Annotated in this window: 16 protein-coding genes, 7 tRNA genes and 2 rRNA genes; 24 read left to right on the top strand and 1 reads right to left on the bottom strand. The window is 40.8% G+C overall.

Annotated elements, in window-relative coordinates:
• Positions 1-67: 67 nt before the first annotated feature.
• Positions 68-694, bottom strand: a complete 627-nt coding sequence (locus MKY60_RS18145) for a rhomboid family intramembrane serine protease (protein WP_093495590.1) — start codon at positions 692-694, stop codon at positions 68-70.
• Positions 695-762: 68 nt separating this feature from the next.
• Between MKY60_RS18145 and acpS the strand changes: the two genes are divergently transcribed.
• From acpS to MKY60_RS18025, 24 genes are all read left to right on the top strand, one after another.
• Positions 763-1,116, top strand: a complete 354-nt coding sequence (acpS, locus tag MKY60_RS18140) for a holo-ACP synthase (protein ID WP_340880570.1) — start codon at positions 763-765, stop codon at positions 1,114-1,116.
• A gap of 58 nt (positions 1,117-1,174) precedes the next feature.
• A complete protein-coding gene (locus MKY60_RS18135) occupies positions 1,175-2,203 on the top strand; it encodes a LolA family protein (RefSeq protein WP_093495588.1) in 1,029 nt (342 codons plus the stop codon).
• A 66-nt stretch (positions 2,204-2,269) separates the two neighbouring features.
• Entirely contained in the window at positions 2,270-3,376 is a 1,107-nt protein-coding gene (gene alr / locus MKY60_RS18130; protein ID WP_340880569.1) for an alanine racemase, read from the top strand.
• Between the two features lie 133 nt (positions 3,377-3,509).
• Entirely contained in the window at positions 3,510-3,791 is a 282-nt protein-coding gene (locus MKY60_RS18125) for a transcriptional regulator (RefSeq protein ID WP_241597902.1), read from the top strand.
• A 4-nt stretch (positions 3,792-3,795) separates the two neighbouring features.
• A complete protein-coding gene (locus MKY60_RS18120; protein ID WP_090566493.1) occupies positions 3,796-4,146 on the top strand; it encodes a type II toxin-antitoxin system PemK/MazF family toxin in 351 nt (116 codons plus the stop codon).
• A 313-nt stretch (positions 4,147-4,459) separates the two neighbouring features.
• The gene (locus MKY60_RS18115) at positions 4,460-5,284 is read left to right on the top strand and encodes an STAS domain-containing protein (protein WP_090566496.1); all 825 of its coding nucleotides are present in this window, start codon (positions 4,460-4,462) and stop codon (positions 5,282-5,284) included.
• Positions 5,284-5,646 (top strand): STAS domain-containing protein, encoded by a 363-nt coding sequence (locus tag MKY60_RS18110; protein ID WP_090566499.1) that lies wholly within the window; start codon positions 5,284-5,286, stop codon positions 5,644-5,646. Before MKY60_RS18115 ends, MKY60_RS18110 begins: the two co-directional genes overlap by 1 nt.
• 6 nt (positions 5,647-5,652) lie before the next feature.
• On the top strand, positions 5,653-6,054 hold the full coding sequence (locus MKY60_RS18105) for an anti-sigma regulatory factor (protein WP_090566502.1): 402 nt from the start codon (positions 5,653-5,655) through the stop codon (positions 6,052-6,054).
• Between the two features lie 15 nt (positions 6,055-6,069).
• Positions 6,070-7,068 (top strand): PP2C family protein-serine/threonine phosphatase, encoded by a 999-nt coding sequence (locus MKY60_RS18100; RefSeq protein WP_090566505.1) that lies wholly within the window; start codon positions 6,070-6,072, stop codon positions 7,066-7,068.
• A 67-nt stretch (positions 7,069-7,135) separates the two neighbouring features.
• On the top strand, positions 7,136-7,483 hold the full coding sequence (locus MKY60_RS18095; RefSeq protein WP_090566509.1) for an anti-sigma factor antagonist: 348 nt from the start codon (positions 7,136-7,138) through the stop codon (positions 7,481-7,483).
• The gene (gene rsbW, locus MKY60_RS18090) at positions 7,470-7,940 is read left to right on the top strand and encodes an anti-sigma B factor RsbW (protein ID WP_090566512.1); all 471 of its coding nucleotides are present in this window, start codon (positions 7,470-7,472) and stop codon (positions 7,938-7,940) included. The genes MKY60_RS18095 and rsbW overlap by 14 nt, the downstream gene beginning before the upstream one ends.
• Entirely contained in the window at positions 7,918-8,703 is a 786-nt protein-coding gene (gene sigB, locus MKY60_RS18085) for an RNA polymerase sigma factor SigB (RefSeq protein ID WP_093495584.1), read from the top strand. Before rsbW ends, sigB begins: the two co-directional genes overlap by 23 nt.
• Positions 8,700-9,296 (top strand): PP2C family serine/threonine-protein phosphatase, encoded by a 597-nt coding sequence (locus MKY60_RS18080; protein ID WP_093495583.1) that lies wholly within the window; start codon positions 8,700-8,702, stop codon positions 9,294-9,296. The genes sigB and MKY60_RS18080 overlap by 4 nt, the downstream gene beginning before the upstream one ends.
• Positions 9,297-9,381: 85 nt before the next feature.
• The gene (locus MKY60_RS18075) at positions 9,382-11,547 is read left to right on the top strand and encodes a Tex-like N-terminal domain-containing protein (protein ID WP_090566521.1); all 2,166 of its coding nucleotides are present in this window, start codon (positions 9,382-9,384) and stop codon (positions 11,545-11,547) included.
• A 63-nt stretch (positions 11,548-11,610) separates the two neighbouring features.
• Complete coding sequence (locus MKY60_RS18070; protein ID WP_340930865.1) at positions 11,611-12,081, top strand: SprT family protein; 471 nt, start codon at positions 11,611-11,613, stop codon at positions 12,079-12,081.
• An 80-nt stretch (positions 12,082-12,161) separates the two neighbouring features.
• Positions 12,162-12,236: transfer RNA gene (locus MKY60_RS18065), tRNA-Asn, on the top strand.
• A gap of 4 nt (positions 12,237-12,240) precedes the next feature.
• A tRNA-Glu gene (locus tag MKY60_RS18060) sits at positions 12,241-12,312 on the top strand.
• A 28-nt stretch (positions 12,313-12,340) separates the two neighbouring features.
• Positions 12,341-12,416, top strand: a tRNA-Asp gene (locus MKY60_RS18055).
• 3 nt (positions 12,417-12,419) lie between these two features.
• Positions 12,420-12,494: transfer RNA gene (locus MKY60_RS18050), tRNA-Gln, on the top strand.
• 5 nt (positions 12,495-12,499) lie between these two features.
• Positions 12,500-12,572, top strand: a tRNA-Lys gene (locus MKY60_RS18045).
• A gap of 64 nt (positions 12,573-12,636) precedes the next feature.
• Positions 12,637-12,723 (top strand) — tRNA-Leu (locus MKY60_RS18040).
• Between the two features lie 28 nt (positions 12,724-12,751).
• A tRNA-Gly gene (locus tag MKY60_RS18035) sits at positions 12,752-12,825 on the top strand.
• Between the two features lie 157 nt (positions 12,826-12,982).
• Positions 12,983-14,537: ribosomal RNA gene (locus tag MKY60_RS18030) — 16S ribosomal RNA — on the top strand.
• Between the two features lie 196 nt (positions 14,538-14,733).
• A 23S ribosomal RNA gene (locus MKY60_RS18025) occupies positions 14,734-17,662 on the top strand.
• The 16S and 23S rRNA genes sit together here with 7 tRNA genes alongside, the layout of an rRNA operon.
• The last annotated feature ends 58 nt before the right edge of the window (positions 17,663-17,720 follow it).

Here is a 17,720-nt window from a genome sequence, read left to right as displayed (position 1 = left end):
TAGGGAAGCTAGTGATCATGTGATTTTAATGTCATTTAATTGACATTTACTGAAAGCTTTTCTTCACTTATACAGATTTAAGCTTACGTTGTCGTTTCTTCCAAGTAGCTATACGCTTAGGATGGAAGTATACCATTCCTAGTATAAAACCGGTTATCAACCCTGCTATATGGGCAGTGACATTAATCTGTGGCTGTAAGAATGTCATAATGACCCCGATTACAATAATAGGAATAATGATTTGTTTTAGCTGTGGCATAAAATTTCTCGTATAATAAACTAAAGCTCCAAAAGCACCGAAAATACCGTAAATGGCTCCACTTGCACCAACACTAGTGTAATTCCAGTCATGTATCAGGTAGGTGGCAACATTACCGACTAATCCCGCTAACATATAAATAGTTAGGAAACGAGCTTTCCCAGCTAATTGTTCCAATTCTGGTCCAAATATGTATAAGGAGAACATATTAAATAATAAATGAGAAAAAGAAGCGTGCAAAAATATGGGAGTAAGTAAACGCCAATATTCGCCTTCACTGATTAATAAGTTAAAATGAACGCCGAAACTAAAAAGTTGTGATCCAAGTATAGGAATTAGCGTTAACAAATGAATAACTATATTTAATGCAAGTAAAGAAGAGACAACTGGATATAGTTTTATGTATTGTTTGAAATTTTCTGTTCTACTAAACATTATTTCACCTCAAGTTTTCTACTATTAGTATATCCTGTAAGGAGGATATTTGGAAAGGAGAAACATTCATGATAATTGGAATTGGATTAGATATAACTGAAATTGAAAGAATTAAATCAATTCAAGCTAAAACTCGTAAATTTGAAGAGCGTGTACTTACCAACAAAGAGAGAATTCAATTACACGAATTGTCAGAGGAGAGACAAATAGAATATTTAGCAGGAAGATTTGCAGCAAAAGAAGCATTTTCTAAAGCTCGAGGAACTGGAATAGGAAAAGAATGCAGTTTTCAAGATATTGAAATTCTTAAAGAACCTTCCGGTAAGCCAATCCTGTACTTTAAGGGAATAGAAGTTAACGGATTTGTTTCTATAACTCATACAAAAGTTTATGCGGCTGCTCAAGTAATTCTACAATCATAACCGGTCGTCCATCTACATACAATGAATGAACGCAGTGATAATAGAAAGGATGGACTGATTGAAGAGCCGAGTGGCTAAACTATTATTTTTATTTTTAACAATCTTAGTACTATCTGCATGTGGGGCCGATTCGAAAGAAGACGTTGTAAAAAAACTGAGTAACAAGTGGGTGGATTCAAAGGGGTATGAGCTCACAGCGGAGATGAGCATTTTAACTGGTGATGAACCAAGAGTGTACGGTGTGGAAGTTTGGCATACAAAGCCAGATTTTTACCGAGTAGAAGTGTCGGATACAAATGCTGAAAATACACAAATGATAATTCGTAACACAGAAGGTGTATTTGTCGTAACACCAGCACTGAACAAAACGTATAAATTCCAAAGTAAATGGCCAACTGAAAATAGCCAAGCGTATCTAATCGGATCGCTAGCAAACGACATAAAAAATGATAAAACAGCAACCTTCAAAGAAGAAGGAGACAATTATGTCTTTGAAACAAAAACTAGTAATAACCACAAAAACATGCTGCCTTATCAAAAAATTTATATCAACAAAAAGACATTACTACCAACGGATGTTTCTATCTTAAATGAAAACAAAGAAGAACAAATTCATATTACATTCGATAAAGTATCACTAGGAAAATCACATGCAGCAGCTGAGTATAAGGTTGAACAAAGCCCTACTGGTAAAGCAGAGGACACAGAAGAAACAGTAGAGGCATCAGCAGAGATTGATGATACTGAATTTGAAACGTATTATCCAATGTTAAAAGGGTGGGAACAAGTTCATAACATTGATGAAAAATTAATGGAAGTGGACGGAGAAAAGAGAGTTATTTTAACATATAGTGGAGACAAAGAATTTACAATTATTCAACATAGAAGTGTACAAGGCGATTCTTCTATCATTCCTGTATTTTCACCTGGTGACCCAGTTGACCTAGGGGTTGCAATTGGTGCCATAACAGACCAATCTCTTTCTTGGGAACAGGATGGAATGTCATTCTTTATTGCTTCATCAACTTTAACAAAAGAAGAGATGATTGAAGTTGCAGCATCAATGACTACTGGTGGTTTAAAGTGATTAGGGTTGACTACTTCATTACACTAGTAGGATAATCGGTGTAAACTGATTAAAAGAGGGAACTATATGTCGCTACAGCATTACCGACCAACGTTCATAAAAGTAAACTTACAAGCTATACAAAATAATATAAAAAGACTCCAGGAAACACTTCCGGAAAATACTGGGGTAATAGCCGTTGTTAAGGCAAATGGATACGGCCATGGAGATATTGCTGTTGCACAAGCTGCATTAAAAGCAGGAGCTAATCTTCTGGCTGTTGCCACCCCGGAAGAGGCATTGCACTTAAGGGAAGCTGGTATTCAAGCGGATATACTTTTATTAGGTACATCTCCGCTCTCTTTCTTAGAAGAGGCTTCCAAACATAACATTACACTTACAGCATATTCATATGAGTGGCTAAATGCTACTCGAGATCTCCATAGACCTTTGAAACTTCATATAAAAATTGATAGCGGTATGGGTAGAATTGGTTTTACGGAAGAAAAAGAGTTAAAGCAGGCACTTACTTTTATTCAAGAAAGAAATTGGTTACATGTTACAGGAGTTTTCACGCATTTTGCAACCGCAGATGAGCAAGACCAAACACTATTCAAACAACAAGTTTCAACATTTGAAAAGTTATTAAATATATTTGAGCAAATACCTGCCTTAGTGCACACCTCTAATAGTGCGGCGGCATTGATATATCCTGACCAACACTGGAATGCTGTGCGTTTTGGTATATCTATGTATGGGATACCACCGTCTCCTTGGGTAAAAGGAGAACTTCCATTTTTGTTAGAAAAAGCACTTACGGTACACACAGAGGTTACCCATATAAAAAAGGTTCCGAAGGGCTCAACCATTGGCTACGGGGCTTCTTATGTAGCTTTATCAGACGAGTGGATTGCAACAATTCCGATTGGTTATGCAGATGGCTTATTAAGAAAACTACATAATCAATCAGTGTTGATAAAAGGAAAGAAAATGCCAATCGTCGGGAAAATTTGTATGGATCAATGCATGATTCGTCTCGATGAAAAAGTAAAGATTGGTGAAAAAGTAGTATTAATAGGTAAGCAAGGAAATGAAGAGATTCTAATAGAAGAATGGGCTGAAGCATTGCAAACTATCCCTTATGAAGTTTGCTGTACTTTTTCTGACAGAGTTCCTAGGATATATAGCAAATAGACTTTCGACAAAATTTAAGAATATATGCATAATTTGTCTAACGATTTCTCGTAATGTCTTTTATTTCAGCTAGAGAAATGGTAAGATGAAGTATATTGTCATATAGGGAAATGTTTTGTCGGAGGTGTTTGCTGTGGTAAGTGATAAAAAGAAAAAGGAAGCTATTATTCAGCTTCCAAATCAATTGGTTAATGAAGGAGTAAAAACCGTAAAACAATCATTAACTGGCGTAGAAAGTTTCGTTCGTGTCCAAGCAAATGAATATGTAAAAAATGGTCAGGCAAATCTTATAAGAGAAGCGATGATGAAAGGCTATGTTGAGATGTCTCATATAAATCTATCCATTTGTACGGAGTGTTTACATGCAGAATACGAAGCTCAACATACGACAGAGCGACTCGTAAGTGGAGGATGAAAATTTGATCGTAAAACGTGGAGACGTTTTTTTTGCGGATTTATCACCAGTAATCGGGTCTGAGCAAGGTGGAACCAGACCCGTTTTGGTGATACAAAATGATATCGGTAATAGATTTAGTCCAACTGTCATTGTGGCAGCTATCACAGCTCAAATTCAAAAAGCTAAGTTACCAACGCATGTAGAGATAAATGCAAAAGAATACGATTTTGAACGTGACTCGGTTATTTTATTGGAACAGTTAAGAACAATTGATAAATCTCGACTCACTGATAAAATCACCCACCTAGACGTAGACGTGATGGAAGATGTTGATCATGCTTTAGGGATTAGCTTAGGTATCGTTAAATTTTAATACATAGTAAGAACACAATGTGTAACCGACAAAGACACATTGTGTTTTTTAATAGGGAGAAAGTTTGTGTTAGCTTGTAAATATATAGAAGGTTTGATTAACCGTGTTTTAAAGTGAGATTTAAGTGGTGGAAGTAATTACCGATTGTATTTGCTCTACGAAGAAGAACGTTGTAATAGCAGTAAGGAATAACTGCTTTTTTTTATGTGGACAAGTATTAATGATCACGTAATTATGTATAAAAGGTGTAAAGTAAGATGAAATTCTGTACAATATAATTACTAATATTCAACAAGGAGATGTATGGGAAACAATGAATAAAAGAATTGCTTCGTATATTCACGAAAATATTGATGAAATTTTAGAAAACTGGAGAGTCAAAATGGAAGAAGAGAAGGATGATCGTTTCTTCCAAATTATGTCGGATAAAGTTGTTGATAATACTGTTCGTGAATTCGGAGAGTTGATGATTTCGAGTATAACGGAAGAAAAAGCGACATATACAGCAAAATTAAATGATTTTTCCGTTCAAATTGTACGTTATGGATGGTCTATTTCTTTTGTATTAAAGGCGCTAACCAACTTTACGGAAGTAATTTATGAAAAAATGGACGAAGCGGAGTACTTAGATGAAGGTTTCCAATCTCATAGAGAAATATTAACTAATTGGATCACGCCTTTAAACCATAGTATTGTGGATGCTTATTCTGTGGTGTGGGAAAAAACAGTGAGCTTACAAAAAATTGCTTTACAAGAACTATCTGCTTCATTAATTCCTGTTTTTGAAAAAATTTCGGTAATGCCTTTAGTTGGTACAATTGATACGGAACGAGCAAAACTAATAATGGAAAACCTGCTACAGGGAGTTGTAAAGCATCGAGCAGAAGTAGTATTACTAGATATTACAGGAGTTCCTGTAGTAGATACGATGGTTGCCCATCATATTATTCAAGCGGCTGATGCTGTGCGTTTAGTAGGAGCCAAATGTATGCTAGTTGGAATCCGTCCAGAAATTGCACAAACTATTGTCACACTAGGTATAAATTTAAATGATTTCACAACAACAAGCACTTTACAAAAAGGGATGGAACAAGCCCTAGCAATGACAAATCGTGCAATAGTAGAGGTGGATATATAATGATGTCAAGAATACCTATTTTAAAATTGAGAGATTGTTTAATTGTTTCTATCCAGTGGGAATTAGATGATCAAACTGCTCTTGCATTTCAGGAAGATTTGCTTGATAAACTTCATACAACAGCTGCAAGAGGAGTAGTACTTGATCTAACGCCGATTGACTTTATCGATTCTTTCATCGCAAAGGTACTGGGCGATGTTATAAGCATGTCTGGTCTAATGGGTGCGAAGGTAGTGATTACGGGCATTCAGCCTGCGGTAGCTATTACCCTCATTGAATTAGGCATTAGGCTAGAGAATGTAGTCACGGCACTAGACTTAGAAAATGGATTGGAAAAATTAGAACGAGAATTGGAGGACTAATCCATTATGAATTTAAGGTCTTCTGTTGATATAATAACTGAGTGGGATATCGTTGCTGCAAGGCAACTTGGAAGAAATGAAGCGAAAGACGTTGGCTTCGGTACAGTTGACCAAGCGAGAATTACAACAGCGATTAGTGAACTTGCTCGAAATATATATTTATATGCAGGTAAAGGTAAGATAGAAATTAGACAAATTACAGAAGGTAATCTTAGAGGTCTATTAGTAATTGCATCTGATAAAGGCCCAGGGATTGTAGATGTTCGTAAAGTTATGGAAGATGGCTATACAACATCAGGCGGATTAGGTGCCGGTCTACCAGGTGTAAAGCGACTAATGGATGACTTTAAGATAGAAACTGTAATAGGGGAAGGTACTACAATTAGCGCATCTAAGTTGCTAAGATAGGAGGTAAGTTAAAGTATGCCTCAAGAGTTTAAGAGACAATACAAAGAAATTTTGGAACAATATACGCTGAGACAAACAGAACATAATTTGTATGAGGGCCAAAATATCAGTAGACAACTTATTCAAAAGAACATTTCTCCAGAAGAAGTTATAAGTATACATAAAGCTTCTTTAGAAGAGATTTTGCCTGAGCTACCTAATGATGTTTGGCATTCTTTTGATTTATTAATAGAAGTGATGATTAGATATGGACTAGCATTAAAAGAACATGAAGCGTTAATTCAAAAGCAGGAAAACTTTAGAATGGAAATGGAGCTTGCAGCCAATGTTCAGCAAACCTTGTTGAAAACAAAGGTTCCAGATATGCTTGATTTGGATATCGGAATGATTTCTGTTCCTGCAAAAGAAATGAATGGTGATTATACGCATTTTCTCCATGATGATACAACCGTAGGTATAGCTGTTGCTGATGTGATCGGAAAAGGAATTCCTGCTGCTCTATGCATGTCCATGATTAAGTATGGGATGGATAGTTTGAATGGAGCAGAAACTGAACCTACCATTGTACTAGACGTTATTAATAGAATAGTTGAGAAAAGTGTAAGTGATTCGATGTTTATATCAATGTTCTATGGGACCTATGACACTTCTAAAAGTTTATTTACATATGCATCTGCTGGACATGAACCGCCTTTATTTTATTGCGCTGAATCTAATAGCTTTTCAGAATTACAAGCAAAGGGGTTATTATTAGGGGTTATTTCCAATGTTAAATATGAACAACACTCTATTTCCTTAGAAAAAGATGATTTTATCGTTATGATGACCGACGGTGTAACTGAATGTCGTTCAAAAGATGGATTCATTGACCAAAATACCGTGATGGATATTATCGAAAGCGTAAGAGATCAGTCCGCCCAAGATATGGTGGAATATGTGTTTCATAAGCTGGAGGAATTACAGGAGTTTGAACAACGAGATGACTTTACACTCGTTATTTTCAAAAAGAAGTAATTTAAGGTTTATCAAAAGCTAGTTGGTGGTATACAGACTAAATATAGCGAAAACGGGGGAATAGTAAATGAATATTTCAGTTGAACTAAATACATTAGATGAGTTGCACATTAAAGGATTTATTGGTGGAGAGATTGATGCTTTTACAGCACCGATCCTTAGAGAGAAACTTTCAGACATAACCTTACTAGAAAAAATACATGTTGAGTTGAATTTAACGGACGTTTCATATATGGATAGTACAGGGCTAGGTGTTTTTGTTGGTTTTTATAAAAGTGTAACTGCTGCAAATGGGCATTTGGAGTTAACGGGACTTTCATCTAGATTGAAACGTTTATTCGATATAACTGGTCTAGTAGAAATTATGGATATCCAGGCTACAGATAAAGAGGTGAAAATAGATGAAACCGTTTGATTATGTGGAAATCCGGGTGCCTGCGAAACCTCAGTACGTTAGCGTTGCCCGACTCACAATTTCTGGTTTGGCAAATCGCATTGGGTTTACGTATGACGATATAGAAGACTTGAAAATTGCTGCAAGTGAAGCCATTACAAATGCTGTACAGCATGCATATGCGGATAATGAGGAAGGCGAAGTGGTCATTGGCTGCGCATTATACGAGGAAAAAATGGAGATAATGGTAGCGGATCATGGGAAAAGCTTTAATTTTGAAGAAACAAAAGCAAAAGTAGGACCATACCATGAATTGGAAGAGGTATCCTTTTTAAGAGAAGGCGGTCTTGGTTTATATTTAATCGAGACGTTAATGGATGAAGTTAAAGTCCATCACCAAGAAGGTGTTACTGTATTTATGACGAAACATGTCGGAGTAGAGCAGGTGGATGAAAATGTCGAACACGTCCCTTCCTAATAAAGAATCGAAAGAGAAAATATTGGAATGGATCAAAGAATATCAAGAGACCGAAAGTGAAGAGGCTCAAACAAATTTAGTACTAAATTATACTAGGTTGGTTGAATCTATTGCTCGAAAATATTCTAATGGTAAATCGCATCATGAGGATATTGCGCAGGTAGGTATGCTTGGTCTGCTTGGAGCAATCCGTAGATATGATCCATCTTTCGGTAAAAACTTCGAAGCTTTTGCAATTCCGACAATTATCGGTGAGATTAAACGCTTTTTGAGAGATAAAACTTGGGCTATTCATGTTCCAAGAAGAATAAAAGAACTAGGACCACGTATTAGAGCAGCAGTTGAAACATTAACAGTGGAATTTCAGCGCTCACCTATTATCCCAGAAATAGCTGATTTCCTTGGGGTAGAAGTGGAAGATGTACTAGAAGCTATGGAAATGGGTAAAAGTTATCAAGCACTATCTATGGATCATTCACTTGAATCGGATTCAGATGGTAGTACGATTACGCTGTTTGATGTAATTGGTAAAACAGATAGTGAGTATGAGAAAACTGATCAACGTTTACTTGTAGCCAACGCACTTAATGTTTTGTCTGAACGAGAGAAAGAAATAATTCAACTTACATATATGGAGCAGCTGAGTCAAAAAGAAACGGGAGATCGTCTCAATATATCCCAAATGCACGTATCTAGAATTCAACGCAAAGCTATAAAGAAATTACAAGAGGCCATTTTATCGTCAGGTGGAGTAGGGAAATGATAGATTTTTCAGATGACAAAGTAGACTTATTTGTATACCAAGAAGCCAAAAGTGGAAATTTAGAATCTGGAGATACTTATTATATTACAAAGACAGACGATTTTATGCTTTGTGCTATAGCAGATGGATTGGGAAATGGACCAGTAGCTAAAGAGTCTGCTGATATTATCCCAGAAATTTTAGAGCAATATAAAGACGAAACGTTAGATGAATTATTATTACGCTGCAATGATTTAATGATTCAAAAACGAGGTGCAGCAGTTGCGCTAGTAAAAATAGATTATAAAAGCCAAACTATTTCTTACAGCTGTGTAGGGAATGTGAAGTTTTATATGTACAAACGGGCTACAGATAAAATGATTTATCCTTTACCAGTAATGGGTTACTTATCCGGGAGAAAACAAAGGATTAATACGCAAACATACGCTTGTGAAAAAAATGACTTGTTTATGTTGCACTCGGATGGTGTTGTGATGAATAGTCCAAAATCAACCATTAAAGTTGCAGCGAATGCTCGATGTCTCTATGAAACAGTCTTTAAAGAAATCGAACATGGCGACGACTCTACATTTATAGTTGGAAGCTTACTCTAATATTGAGTAAGCTTTTTTGTTTGTCTTTTTCTAGATGGCGCCAGATATGGTAAAATGAGTACTATATAGAAAGGACGTGTTTGTTTTGGAAATAAAGAAGATGCTCCATCTTGTTTCAAAAGATACGGGTGTTAAGTCATCGCAAGCGGAACAGGTTATAAAATTACTAGAAGAGGGAAATACGGTTCCCTTCATTGCCCGATATAGAAAAGAACAAACAGGATCTTTAGATGAAGTTCAAATTAAAGCAGTCGAAGATCGTTATAACTACATACAACAGTTAGAACAAAGAAAAGAAGAAATCCTTCGCTTAATTGATGAGCAAGGTAAATTGACCGAAGAGTTAACAACTTCTATTAATAATGCGACAGTACTTCAGCGAGTAGAAGATTTATATCGTCCTTATAAGCAAAAACGCAGAACGAAAGCTACCATTGCAAAAGAAAAAGGTTTGGAACCTCTAGCTACTCTAATAATGACTTTCCCTAAGGAATCCGTAGCTATATTAGCAGAAGATTTTCTTAATGAAGAATTAGAAGTCTTATCTGTGGATGACGCTTTACTAGGAGCTAGGGACATTTTGGCAGAGCAATTCGCAGATGATGCCAAAATACGAGAGCAAATTCGGAATATTACCCGTACAGATGGTAAGATTGTTGCGTCTGTAAAAAAAGCAGAGCTAGACGAAAAAAACGTATTTGAGATGTATTATGAGTATGAAGAACCTGTGAAGAAGATTGTTCCTCATCGTATATTAGCGTTAAACCGAGGAGAAAAAGAGGATATATTAAAAGTAGCTCTTCAGATTCCAATGGAAAAAACAACTAATGTGATGAAAGCACAGTGGATTAAATCTTCATCTAGTGATGCAGTGGAACAGATTGAGTTGGCGGTAGAAGATTCGTATAAGCGACTAATTCAGCCTTCAGTAGAGAGAGAAATTCGAGCAGAGCTTACTGAAAAAGCAGAAACACAGGCTATTCATATTTTCTCTGAAAATCTGCGTAATTTACTATTACAACCACCATTAAAAGGAAAAGTAATTCTAGGTGTCGATCCAGCTTATCGTACAGGATGTAAGCTAGCGGTTGTAGATGATACAGGAAAACTTTTAGAGGTCTCTGCTATTTATCCACATGCCCCAAAAATGGATGTGGAAGGCTCAAGGAATAAAGTGCTTGGTTACTTAAAGAGCTACCCTATTTCTTTGATTGCCATTGGAAATGGAACAGCCTCTCGTGAAACAGAGCAATTTATCGTGGATTGTTTGAAAGAAGCAGAGGGGGAAGTAGCTTATGTAATAGTGAATGAAGCAGGTGCCAGTGTGTACTCAGCTTCTGAAACTGCGCGCAACGAGTTTCCAGATCTACAAGTAGAACAACGTAGCGCAGTATCCATTGCAAGAAGACTACAGGACCCTCTGGCAGAACTAGTGAAAATAGATCCAAAAGCAGTAGGAGTAGGACAATACCAGCATGATGTTTCACAAAAGAAATTATCGGATTCCCTATCCTTTATAGTAGAAACTGCAGTTAACCAAGTAGGTGTAAATGTAAATACAGCATCTGCATCGTTATTACAATACGTTTCAGGACTTTCGAAAACAGTGGCAGAAAACGTTGTGAATATGAGAAATGAGCAGGGTAGGTTTACTTCTAGAGCGCAGCTAAAGAAAATTCCACGCCTTGGGGCCAAAACATATGAACAAGCAATTGGATTTTTACGCGTACCAGATGCGAAAAATCCATTTGATGCAACGGGCATTCACCCTGAAAGCTATAAAGGAGCAGAGCAAGTGCTAGAAATTGCCGGTCTTAAGAAGACACAGATAGGGACAAGAGAAGCAGAAGAGGCACTAAAGAAAATTTCAATAGAAACAGTTAGTAAAGAATTAGAAATAGGTGAAATCACACTAAAAGATATAGTAGATACATTGATCAAGCCAGCTCGTGATCCTCGTGAAGCATTTCCGCAGCCAATCTTGAAAAAAGATGTACTCAAATTAGAAGACTTAAAAACAGGGATGGAATTACAAGGTACCGTGAGAAATGTAGTTGATTTTGGTGCATTTGTAGATATCGGTGTTAAACAGGATGGTTTAGTCCATATTTCTAAACTTAAAAAAGGGTTTGTCAAACATCCCTTAGATGTTGTTTCACTAGGAGATATAGTGACTGTATGGGTTGAACAGTTTGATGCCAATAAAGGAAGAATTGCATTAACAATGCTGCCTCCAGAACAGCAAGTGTAACTTATAGAGGTGTCCAATGAGATATGTCATTGGACAACCTCTTTTCAAATAGGGGTGATTAATATGACAGATGAAAAATTGTATGAACTTGTATGCCGTGTATCAAAAGAAGCTTTTGGGAAAGACTTTAAACATCAAGCGTATTTTAATAAAAGGCTTAGAACTACTGGTGGAAGGTATATGTTGAGGTCGCATAATATAGAAGTAAATCCGTTAGTATTTGAAAAATATGGAATGGATGAATTGGTTGGCGTTATCAAACATGAGCTTTGTCATTATCATTTACATATAGAAGGAAAAGGATATCAACATCGGGATGCTGACTTTCGTGAGCTACTCAAAGCAACAAATTCACCTAGATTTTGTTCTACGCTAGTAGAGGGAAAAGGAAGGAAGGCAACAAAAAGGTATACGTATAAATGTGCAAAATGCTCCATTTCCTATAATCGAAAAATTCGTTTAAACACGAAGAAATACCGTTGTGGCAAGTGTTGCGGAGATTTAGTGTTAGTTTATTTTGAGAATCTGAAATAAATTTTCGAAAAGTAGTTGACGTTTTGCAAAACCCTCTCTATAATAGAAAAAGTCGAGTAAAACAAAACGACAAAAATTATTCCGAAGTAGCTCAGTGGTAGAGCAATCGACTGTTAATCGATCGGTCGTAGGTTCGAGTCCTACCTTCGGAGCCATTATGGCCCCTTGGTCAAGCGGTTAAGACACCGCCCTTTCACGGCGGTAACACGGGTTCGAATCCCGTAGGGGTCATTACCATTTATTATTTAATATTTTCAACGGTCCCGTGGTGTAGCGGTTAACATGCCTGCCTGTCACGCAGGAGATCGCCGGTTCGATCCCGGTCGGGACCGCCATGTTGGGGTATAGCCAAGCGGTAAGGCAATGGATTTTGATTCCATCATGCCCTGGTTCGAATCCAGGTACCCCAGCCATTTTTGAGCCATTAGCTCAGTTGGTAGAGCATCTGACTTTTAATCAGAGGGTCGTAGGTTCGAATCCTACATGGCTCATCAAATTGTTATTGACATTTAAGGTGTAAGAGAGTATAATCAACCTTGTCCTATTAATTACTAAGCGGTCGTGGCGGAACGGCAGACGCGCTAGGTTGAGGGCCTAGTGGGGGATAACCCCGTGGAGGTTCAAGTCCTCTCGGCCGCACCAGTCAAATAACAGTTTAACATAATTTAATGCGGGTGTAGTTTAGTGGTAAAACCTCAGCCTTCCAAGCTGATGATGAGAGTTCGATTCTCTTCACCCGCTCCATTATTTAATACCATAGAATATTGAACATTGAAAACTGAACATGCAAAACGTTAAGACATACAGCTTATCAACTAACATTGTTAGTCTGATAGCAAAACAATTTTGACATCATTTAATGATGATGCCAGCAAAACAAAATGAGCTTTTTAAGTTCTCTATTATGGAGAGTTTGATCCTGGCTCAGGACGAACGCTGGCGGCATGCCTAATACATGCAAGTCGAGCGAATGACGAAGAAGCTTGCTTCTTCTGATTTAGCGGCGGACGGGTGAGTAACACGTGGGCAACCTGCCCTGTAGATTGGGATAACTCCGGGAAACCGGGGCTAATACCGAATAATCCATTTCCTCACATGGGGAGATGTTAAAAGACGGCATCTCGCTGTCACTACAGGATGGGCCCGCGGCGCATTAGCTAGTTGGTGAGGTAACGGCTCACCAAGGCGACGATGCGTAGCCGACCTGAGAGGGTGATCGGCCACACTGGGACTGAGACACGGCCCAGACTCCTACGGGAGGCAGCAGTAGGGAATCTTCCACAATGGACGAAAGTCTGATGGAGCAATGCCGCGTGAGTGAAGAAGGTTTTCGGATCGTAAAACTCTGTTGTGAGGGAAGAACAAGTACGAGAGTAACTGCTCGTACCTTGACGGTACCTCATTAGAAAGCCACGGCTAACTACGTGCCAGCAGCCGCGGTAATACGTAGGTGGCAAGCGTTGTCCGGAATTATTGGGCGTAAAGCGCGCGCAGGCGGTCCTTTAAGTCTGATGTGAAATCCCACGGCTCAACCGTGGAAGGTCATTGGAAACTGGGGGACTTGAGTACAGAAGAGGAAAGCGGAATTCCAAGTGTAGCGGTGAAATGCGTAGAGATTTGGAGGAACACCAGTGGCGAAGGCGGCTTTCTGGTCTGTAACTGACGCTGAGGCGCGAAAGCGTGGGGAGCAAACAGGATTAGATACCCTGGTAGTCCACGCCGTAAACGATGAGTGCTAAGTGTTAGGGGGTTTCCGCCCCTTAGTGCTGCAGCTAACGCATTAAGCACTCCGCCTGGGGAGTACGGTCGCAAGACTGAAACTCAAAGGAATTGACGGGGGCCCGCACAAGCGGTGGAGCATGTGGTTTAATTCGAAGCAACGCGAAGAACCTTACCAGGTCTTGACATCCCGCTGACCGGCCTAGAGATAGGCTTTTCCCTTCGGGGACAGCGGTGACAGGTGGTGCATGGTTGTCGTCAGCTCGTGTCGTGAGATGTTGGGTTAAGTCCCGCAACGAGCGCAACCCTTGATCTTAGTTGCCAGCATTCAGTTGGGCACTCTAAGGTGACTGCCGGTGATAAACCGGAGGAAGGTGGGGATGACGTCAAATCATCATGCCCCTTATGACCTGGGCTACACACGTGCTACAATGGACGGTACAGAGGGTCGCAACCCCGCGAGGGTGAGCAAATCCCATAAAACCGTTCTCAGTTCGGATTGTAGGCTGCAACTCGCCTACATGAAGCCGGAATCGCTAGTAATCGTGGATCAGCATGCCACGGTGAATACGTTCCCGGGCCTTGTACACACCGCCCGTCACACCACGAGAGTTTGTAACACCCGAAGTCGGTGGGGTAACCCTTACGGGAGCCAGCCGCCGAAGGTGGGACAGATGATTGGGGTGAAGTCGTAACAAGGTAGCCGTATCGGAAGGTGCGGCTGGATCACCTCCTTTCTAAGGATAATATCGGAATACGAATCTTTATTCGTATCTTAACGTTTTGCAGTTCAGTTTTGAATGTTCATTTTTATATGAAGATTCGATACTTGTTCTTTGAAAACTGGATAAAACGACATTGAAACAATAAACAACAAGAAATTCTGTTGTGATTATTTACGTAATCACAACGTGTAAGACTTTTTAACTTTTAGGTTAAGTTAATAAGGGCGCACGGTGAATGCCTTGGCACTAGGAGTCGACGAAGGACGGCACTAACACCGATATGCTTCGGGGAGCTGTAAGTGAGCTTTGATCCGGAGATTTCCGAATGGGGAAACCCACTGTTCGTAATGGAGCAGTACATTTGCGTGAATACATAGCGCATCTGAGACACACCCAGGGAACTGAAACATCTAAGTACCTGGAGGAAGAGAAAGAAAAATCGATTCCCTGAGTAGCGGCGAGCGAAACGGGAATAGCCCAAACCAAGAGGCTTGCCTCTTGGGGTTGTAGGACACTCTACATAGAGTTACAAAGGAATGAGTTAGACGAAGCGATCTGGAAAGGTCCGCAGGATAGGGTAAAAGCCCCGTAGTCCAAAATTCATTCTCTCTTGAGTGTATCCTGAGTACGGCGGAACACGTGAAATTCCGTCGGAATCCGGGAGGACCATCTCCCAAGGCTAAATACTACCTAGTGACCGATAGTGAACCAGTACCGTGAGGGAAAGGTGAAAAGCACCCCGGAAGGGGAGTGAAATAGATCCTGAAACCGTGTGCCTACAAGTAGTTAGAGCCCGTTAATGGGTGATAGCGTGCCTTTTGTAGAATGAACCGGCGAGTTACGATTACATGCAAGGTTAAGTTGAGAAGACGGAGCCGCAGCGAAAGCGAGTCTGAATAGGGCGAATGAGTATGTGGTCGTAGACCCGAAACCAGGTGATCTACCCATGTCCAGGATGAAGGTAAGGTAACACTTACTGGAGGTCCGAACCCACGCACGTTGAAAAGTGCGGGGATGAGGTGTGGGTAGCGGAGAAATTCCAATCGAACCTGGAGATAGCTGGTTCTCTCCGAAATAGCTTTAGGGCTAGCCTCAAACGTTAGAATCTTGGAGGTAGAGCACTGTTTGGACTAGGGGCCCATCCCGGGTTACCGAATTCAGACAAACTCCGAATGCCAATGATTTATGTTTGGGAGTCAGACTGCGAGTGATAAGATCCGTAGTCAAGAGGGAAACAGCCCAGACCACCAGCTAAGGTCCCAAAGTATTTGTTAAGTGGAAAAGGATGTGGCGTTGCTTAGACAACCAGGATGTTGGCTTAGAAGCAGCCATCATTTAAAGAGTGCGTAATAGCTCACTGGTCGAGTGACGCTGCGCCGAAAATGTATCGGGGCTAAACAAATCACCGAAGCTGTGGATTGATACCTTTGGTATCAGTGGTAGGAGAGCGTTCTAAGGGCGTTGAAGTCAGACCGGAAGGACTGGTGGAGCGCTTAGAAGTGAGAATGCCGGTATGAGTAGCGAAAGACGGGTGAGAATCCCGTCCACCGTATGACTAAGGTTTCCTGAGGAAGGCTCGTCCGCTCAGGGTTAGTCGGGACCTAAGCCGAGGCCGATAGGCGTAGGCGATGGATAACAGGTTGATATTCCTGTACCACCAAACCACCGTTTGAGTAATGGGGGGACGCAGAAGGATAGGGTAAGCATGCTGTTGGTTATGCATGTCCAAGCAGTAAGGTGTGAATGTAGGCAAATCCGCATTCTGTAACATTGAGCTGTGATGGCGAGGACGTATGTCCGGAGTTCCTGATTTCACACTGCCAAGAAAAGCCTCTAGCGAGGTGATAGGTGCCCGTACCGCAAACCGACACAGGTAGTCGAGGAGAGAATCCTAAGGTGAGCGAGAGAACTCTCGTTAAGGAACTCGGCAAAATGACCCCGTAACTTCGGGAGAAGGGGTGCTCTTTTGGGTGCATAGCCTAGAAGAGCCGCAGTGAATAGGCCCAGGCGACTGTTTAGCAAAAACACAGGTCTCTGCAAAACCGTAAGGTGAAGTATAGGGGCTGACGCCTGCCCGGTGCTGGAAGGTTAAGAGGAGTGCTTAGCGCAAGCGAAGGTGCGAATTGAAGCCCCAGTAAACGGCGGCCGTAACTATAACGGTCCTAAGGTAGCGAAATTCCTTGTCGGGTAAGTTCCGACCCGCACGAAAGGCGTAACGATCTGGGCACTGTCTCAACGAGAGACTCGGTGAAATTATAGTACCTGTGAAGATGCAGGTTACCCGCGACAGGACGGAAAGACCCCGTGGAGCTTTACTATAGCTTGATATTGAATTTTGGTGCAACTTGTACAGGATAGGCAGGAGCCTTAGAGCCCGGAGCGCCAGCTTCGGAGGAGGCGTCGGTGGGATACTGCCCTGGTTGTATTGAAATTCTAACCCATACCCGTAACCCGGGTAGGAGACAGTGTCAGGCGGGTAGTTTGACTGGGGCGGTCGCCTCCTAAAGTGTAACGGAGGCGCCCAAAGGTTCCCTCAGAATGGTTGGAAATCATTCGAAGAGTGTAAAGGCAGAAGGGAGCTTGACTGCGAGACCTACAAGTCGAGCAGGGTCGAAAGACGGGCTTAGTGATCCGGTGGTTCCGCATGGAAGGGCCATCGCTCAACGGATAAAAGCTACCCCGGGGATAACAGGCTTATCTCCCCCAAGAGTCCACATCGACGGGGAGGTTTGGCACCTCGATGTCGGCTCATCGCATCCTGGGGCTGTAGTCGGTCCCAAGGGTTGGGCTGTTCGCCCATTAAAGCGGTACGCGAGCTGGGTTCAGAACGTCGTGAGACAGTTCGGTCCCTATCCGTCGTGGGCGTAGGAAATTTGAGAGGAGCTGTCCTTAGTACGAGAGGACCGGGATGGACACACCGCTGGTGTACCAGTTGTTCTGCCAAGAGCATCGCTGGGTAGCTATGTGTGGACGGGATAAGTGCTGAAAGCATCTAAGCACGAAGCCCCCCTCAAGATGAGATTTCCCATTACGCAAGTAAGTAAGATCCCTCAAAGACGATGAGGTAGATAGGTTCGGGGTGGAAGCGTGGCGACACGTGCAGCTGACGAATACTAATCGATCGAGGACTTAACCAAATTTGTTTAACGTAACAATGTCGTTTATCCAGTTTTGAGTGAACAAACACTCTATTTA

The sequence above is a fragment of the Psychrobacillus sp. FSL K6-1415 genome, assembly GCF_038003185.1.
Classification (GTDB): domain Bacteria; phylum Bacillota; class Bacilli; order Bacillales_A; family Planococcaceae; genus Psychrobacillus; species Psychrobacillus psychrodurans.
Note: the sequence above shows the minus strand (reverse complement) of the source record. Positions and strands in the feature narration are given on the sequence as shown.

Coding starts and splice junctions, on each gene's coding strand:
- MKY60_RS18145 (WP_093495590.1), bottom strand. CDS start 694: ATGTTTAGTAGAACAGAAAATTTCAAACAATACATAAAACTATATCCA.
- acpS (WP_340880570.1), top strand. CDS start 763: ATGATAATTGGAATTGGATTAGATATAACTGAAATTGAAAGAATTAAA.
- alr (WP_340880569.1), top strand. CDS start 2,270: ATGTCGCTACAGCATTACCGACCAACGTTCATAAAAGTAAACTTACAA.
- MKY60_RS18115 (WP_090566496.1), top strand. CDS start 4,460: ATGAATAAAAGAATTGCTTCGTATATTCACGAAAATATTGATGAAATT.
- MKY60_RS18110 (WP_090566499.1), top strand. CDS start 5,284: ATGATGTCAAGAATACCTATTTTAAAATTGAGAGATTGTTTAATTGTT.
- MKY60_RS18105 (WP_090566502.1), top strand. CDS start 5,653: ATGAATTTAAGGTCTTCTGTTGATATAATAACTGAGTGGGATATCGTT.
- MKY60_RS18100 (WP_090566505.1), top strand. CDS start 6,070: ATGCCTCAAGAGTTTAAGAGACAATACAAAGAAATTTTGGAACAATAT.
- MKY60_RS18095 (WP_090566509.1), top strand. CDS start 7,136: ATGAATATTTCAGTTGAACTAAATACATTAGATGAGTTGCACATTAAA.
- rsbW (WP_090566512.1), top strand. CDS start 7,470: ATGAAACCGTTTGATTATGTGGAAATCCGGGTGCCTGCGAAACCTCAG.
- sigB (WP_093495584.1), top strand. CDS start 7,918: ATGTCGAACACGTCCCTTCCTAATAAAGAATCGAAAGAGAAAATATTG.
- MKY60_RS18080 (WP_093495583.1), top strand. CDS start 8,700: ATGATAGATTTTTCAGATGACAAAGTAGACTTATTTGTATACCAAGAA.
- MKY60_RS18070 (WP_340930865.1), top strand. CDS start 11,611: ATGACAGATGAAAAATTGTATGAACTTGTATGCCGTGTATCAAAAGAA.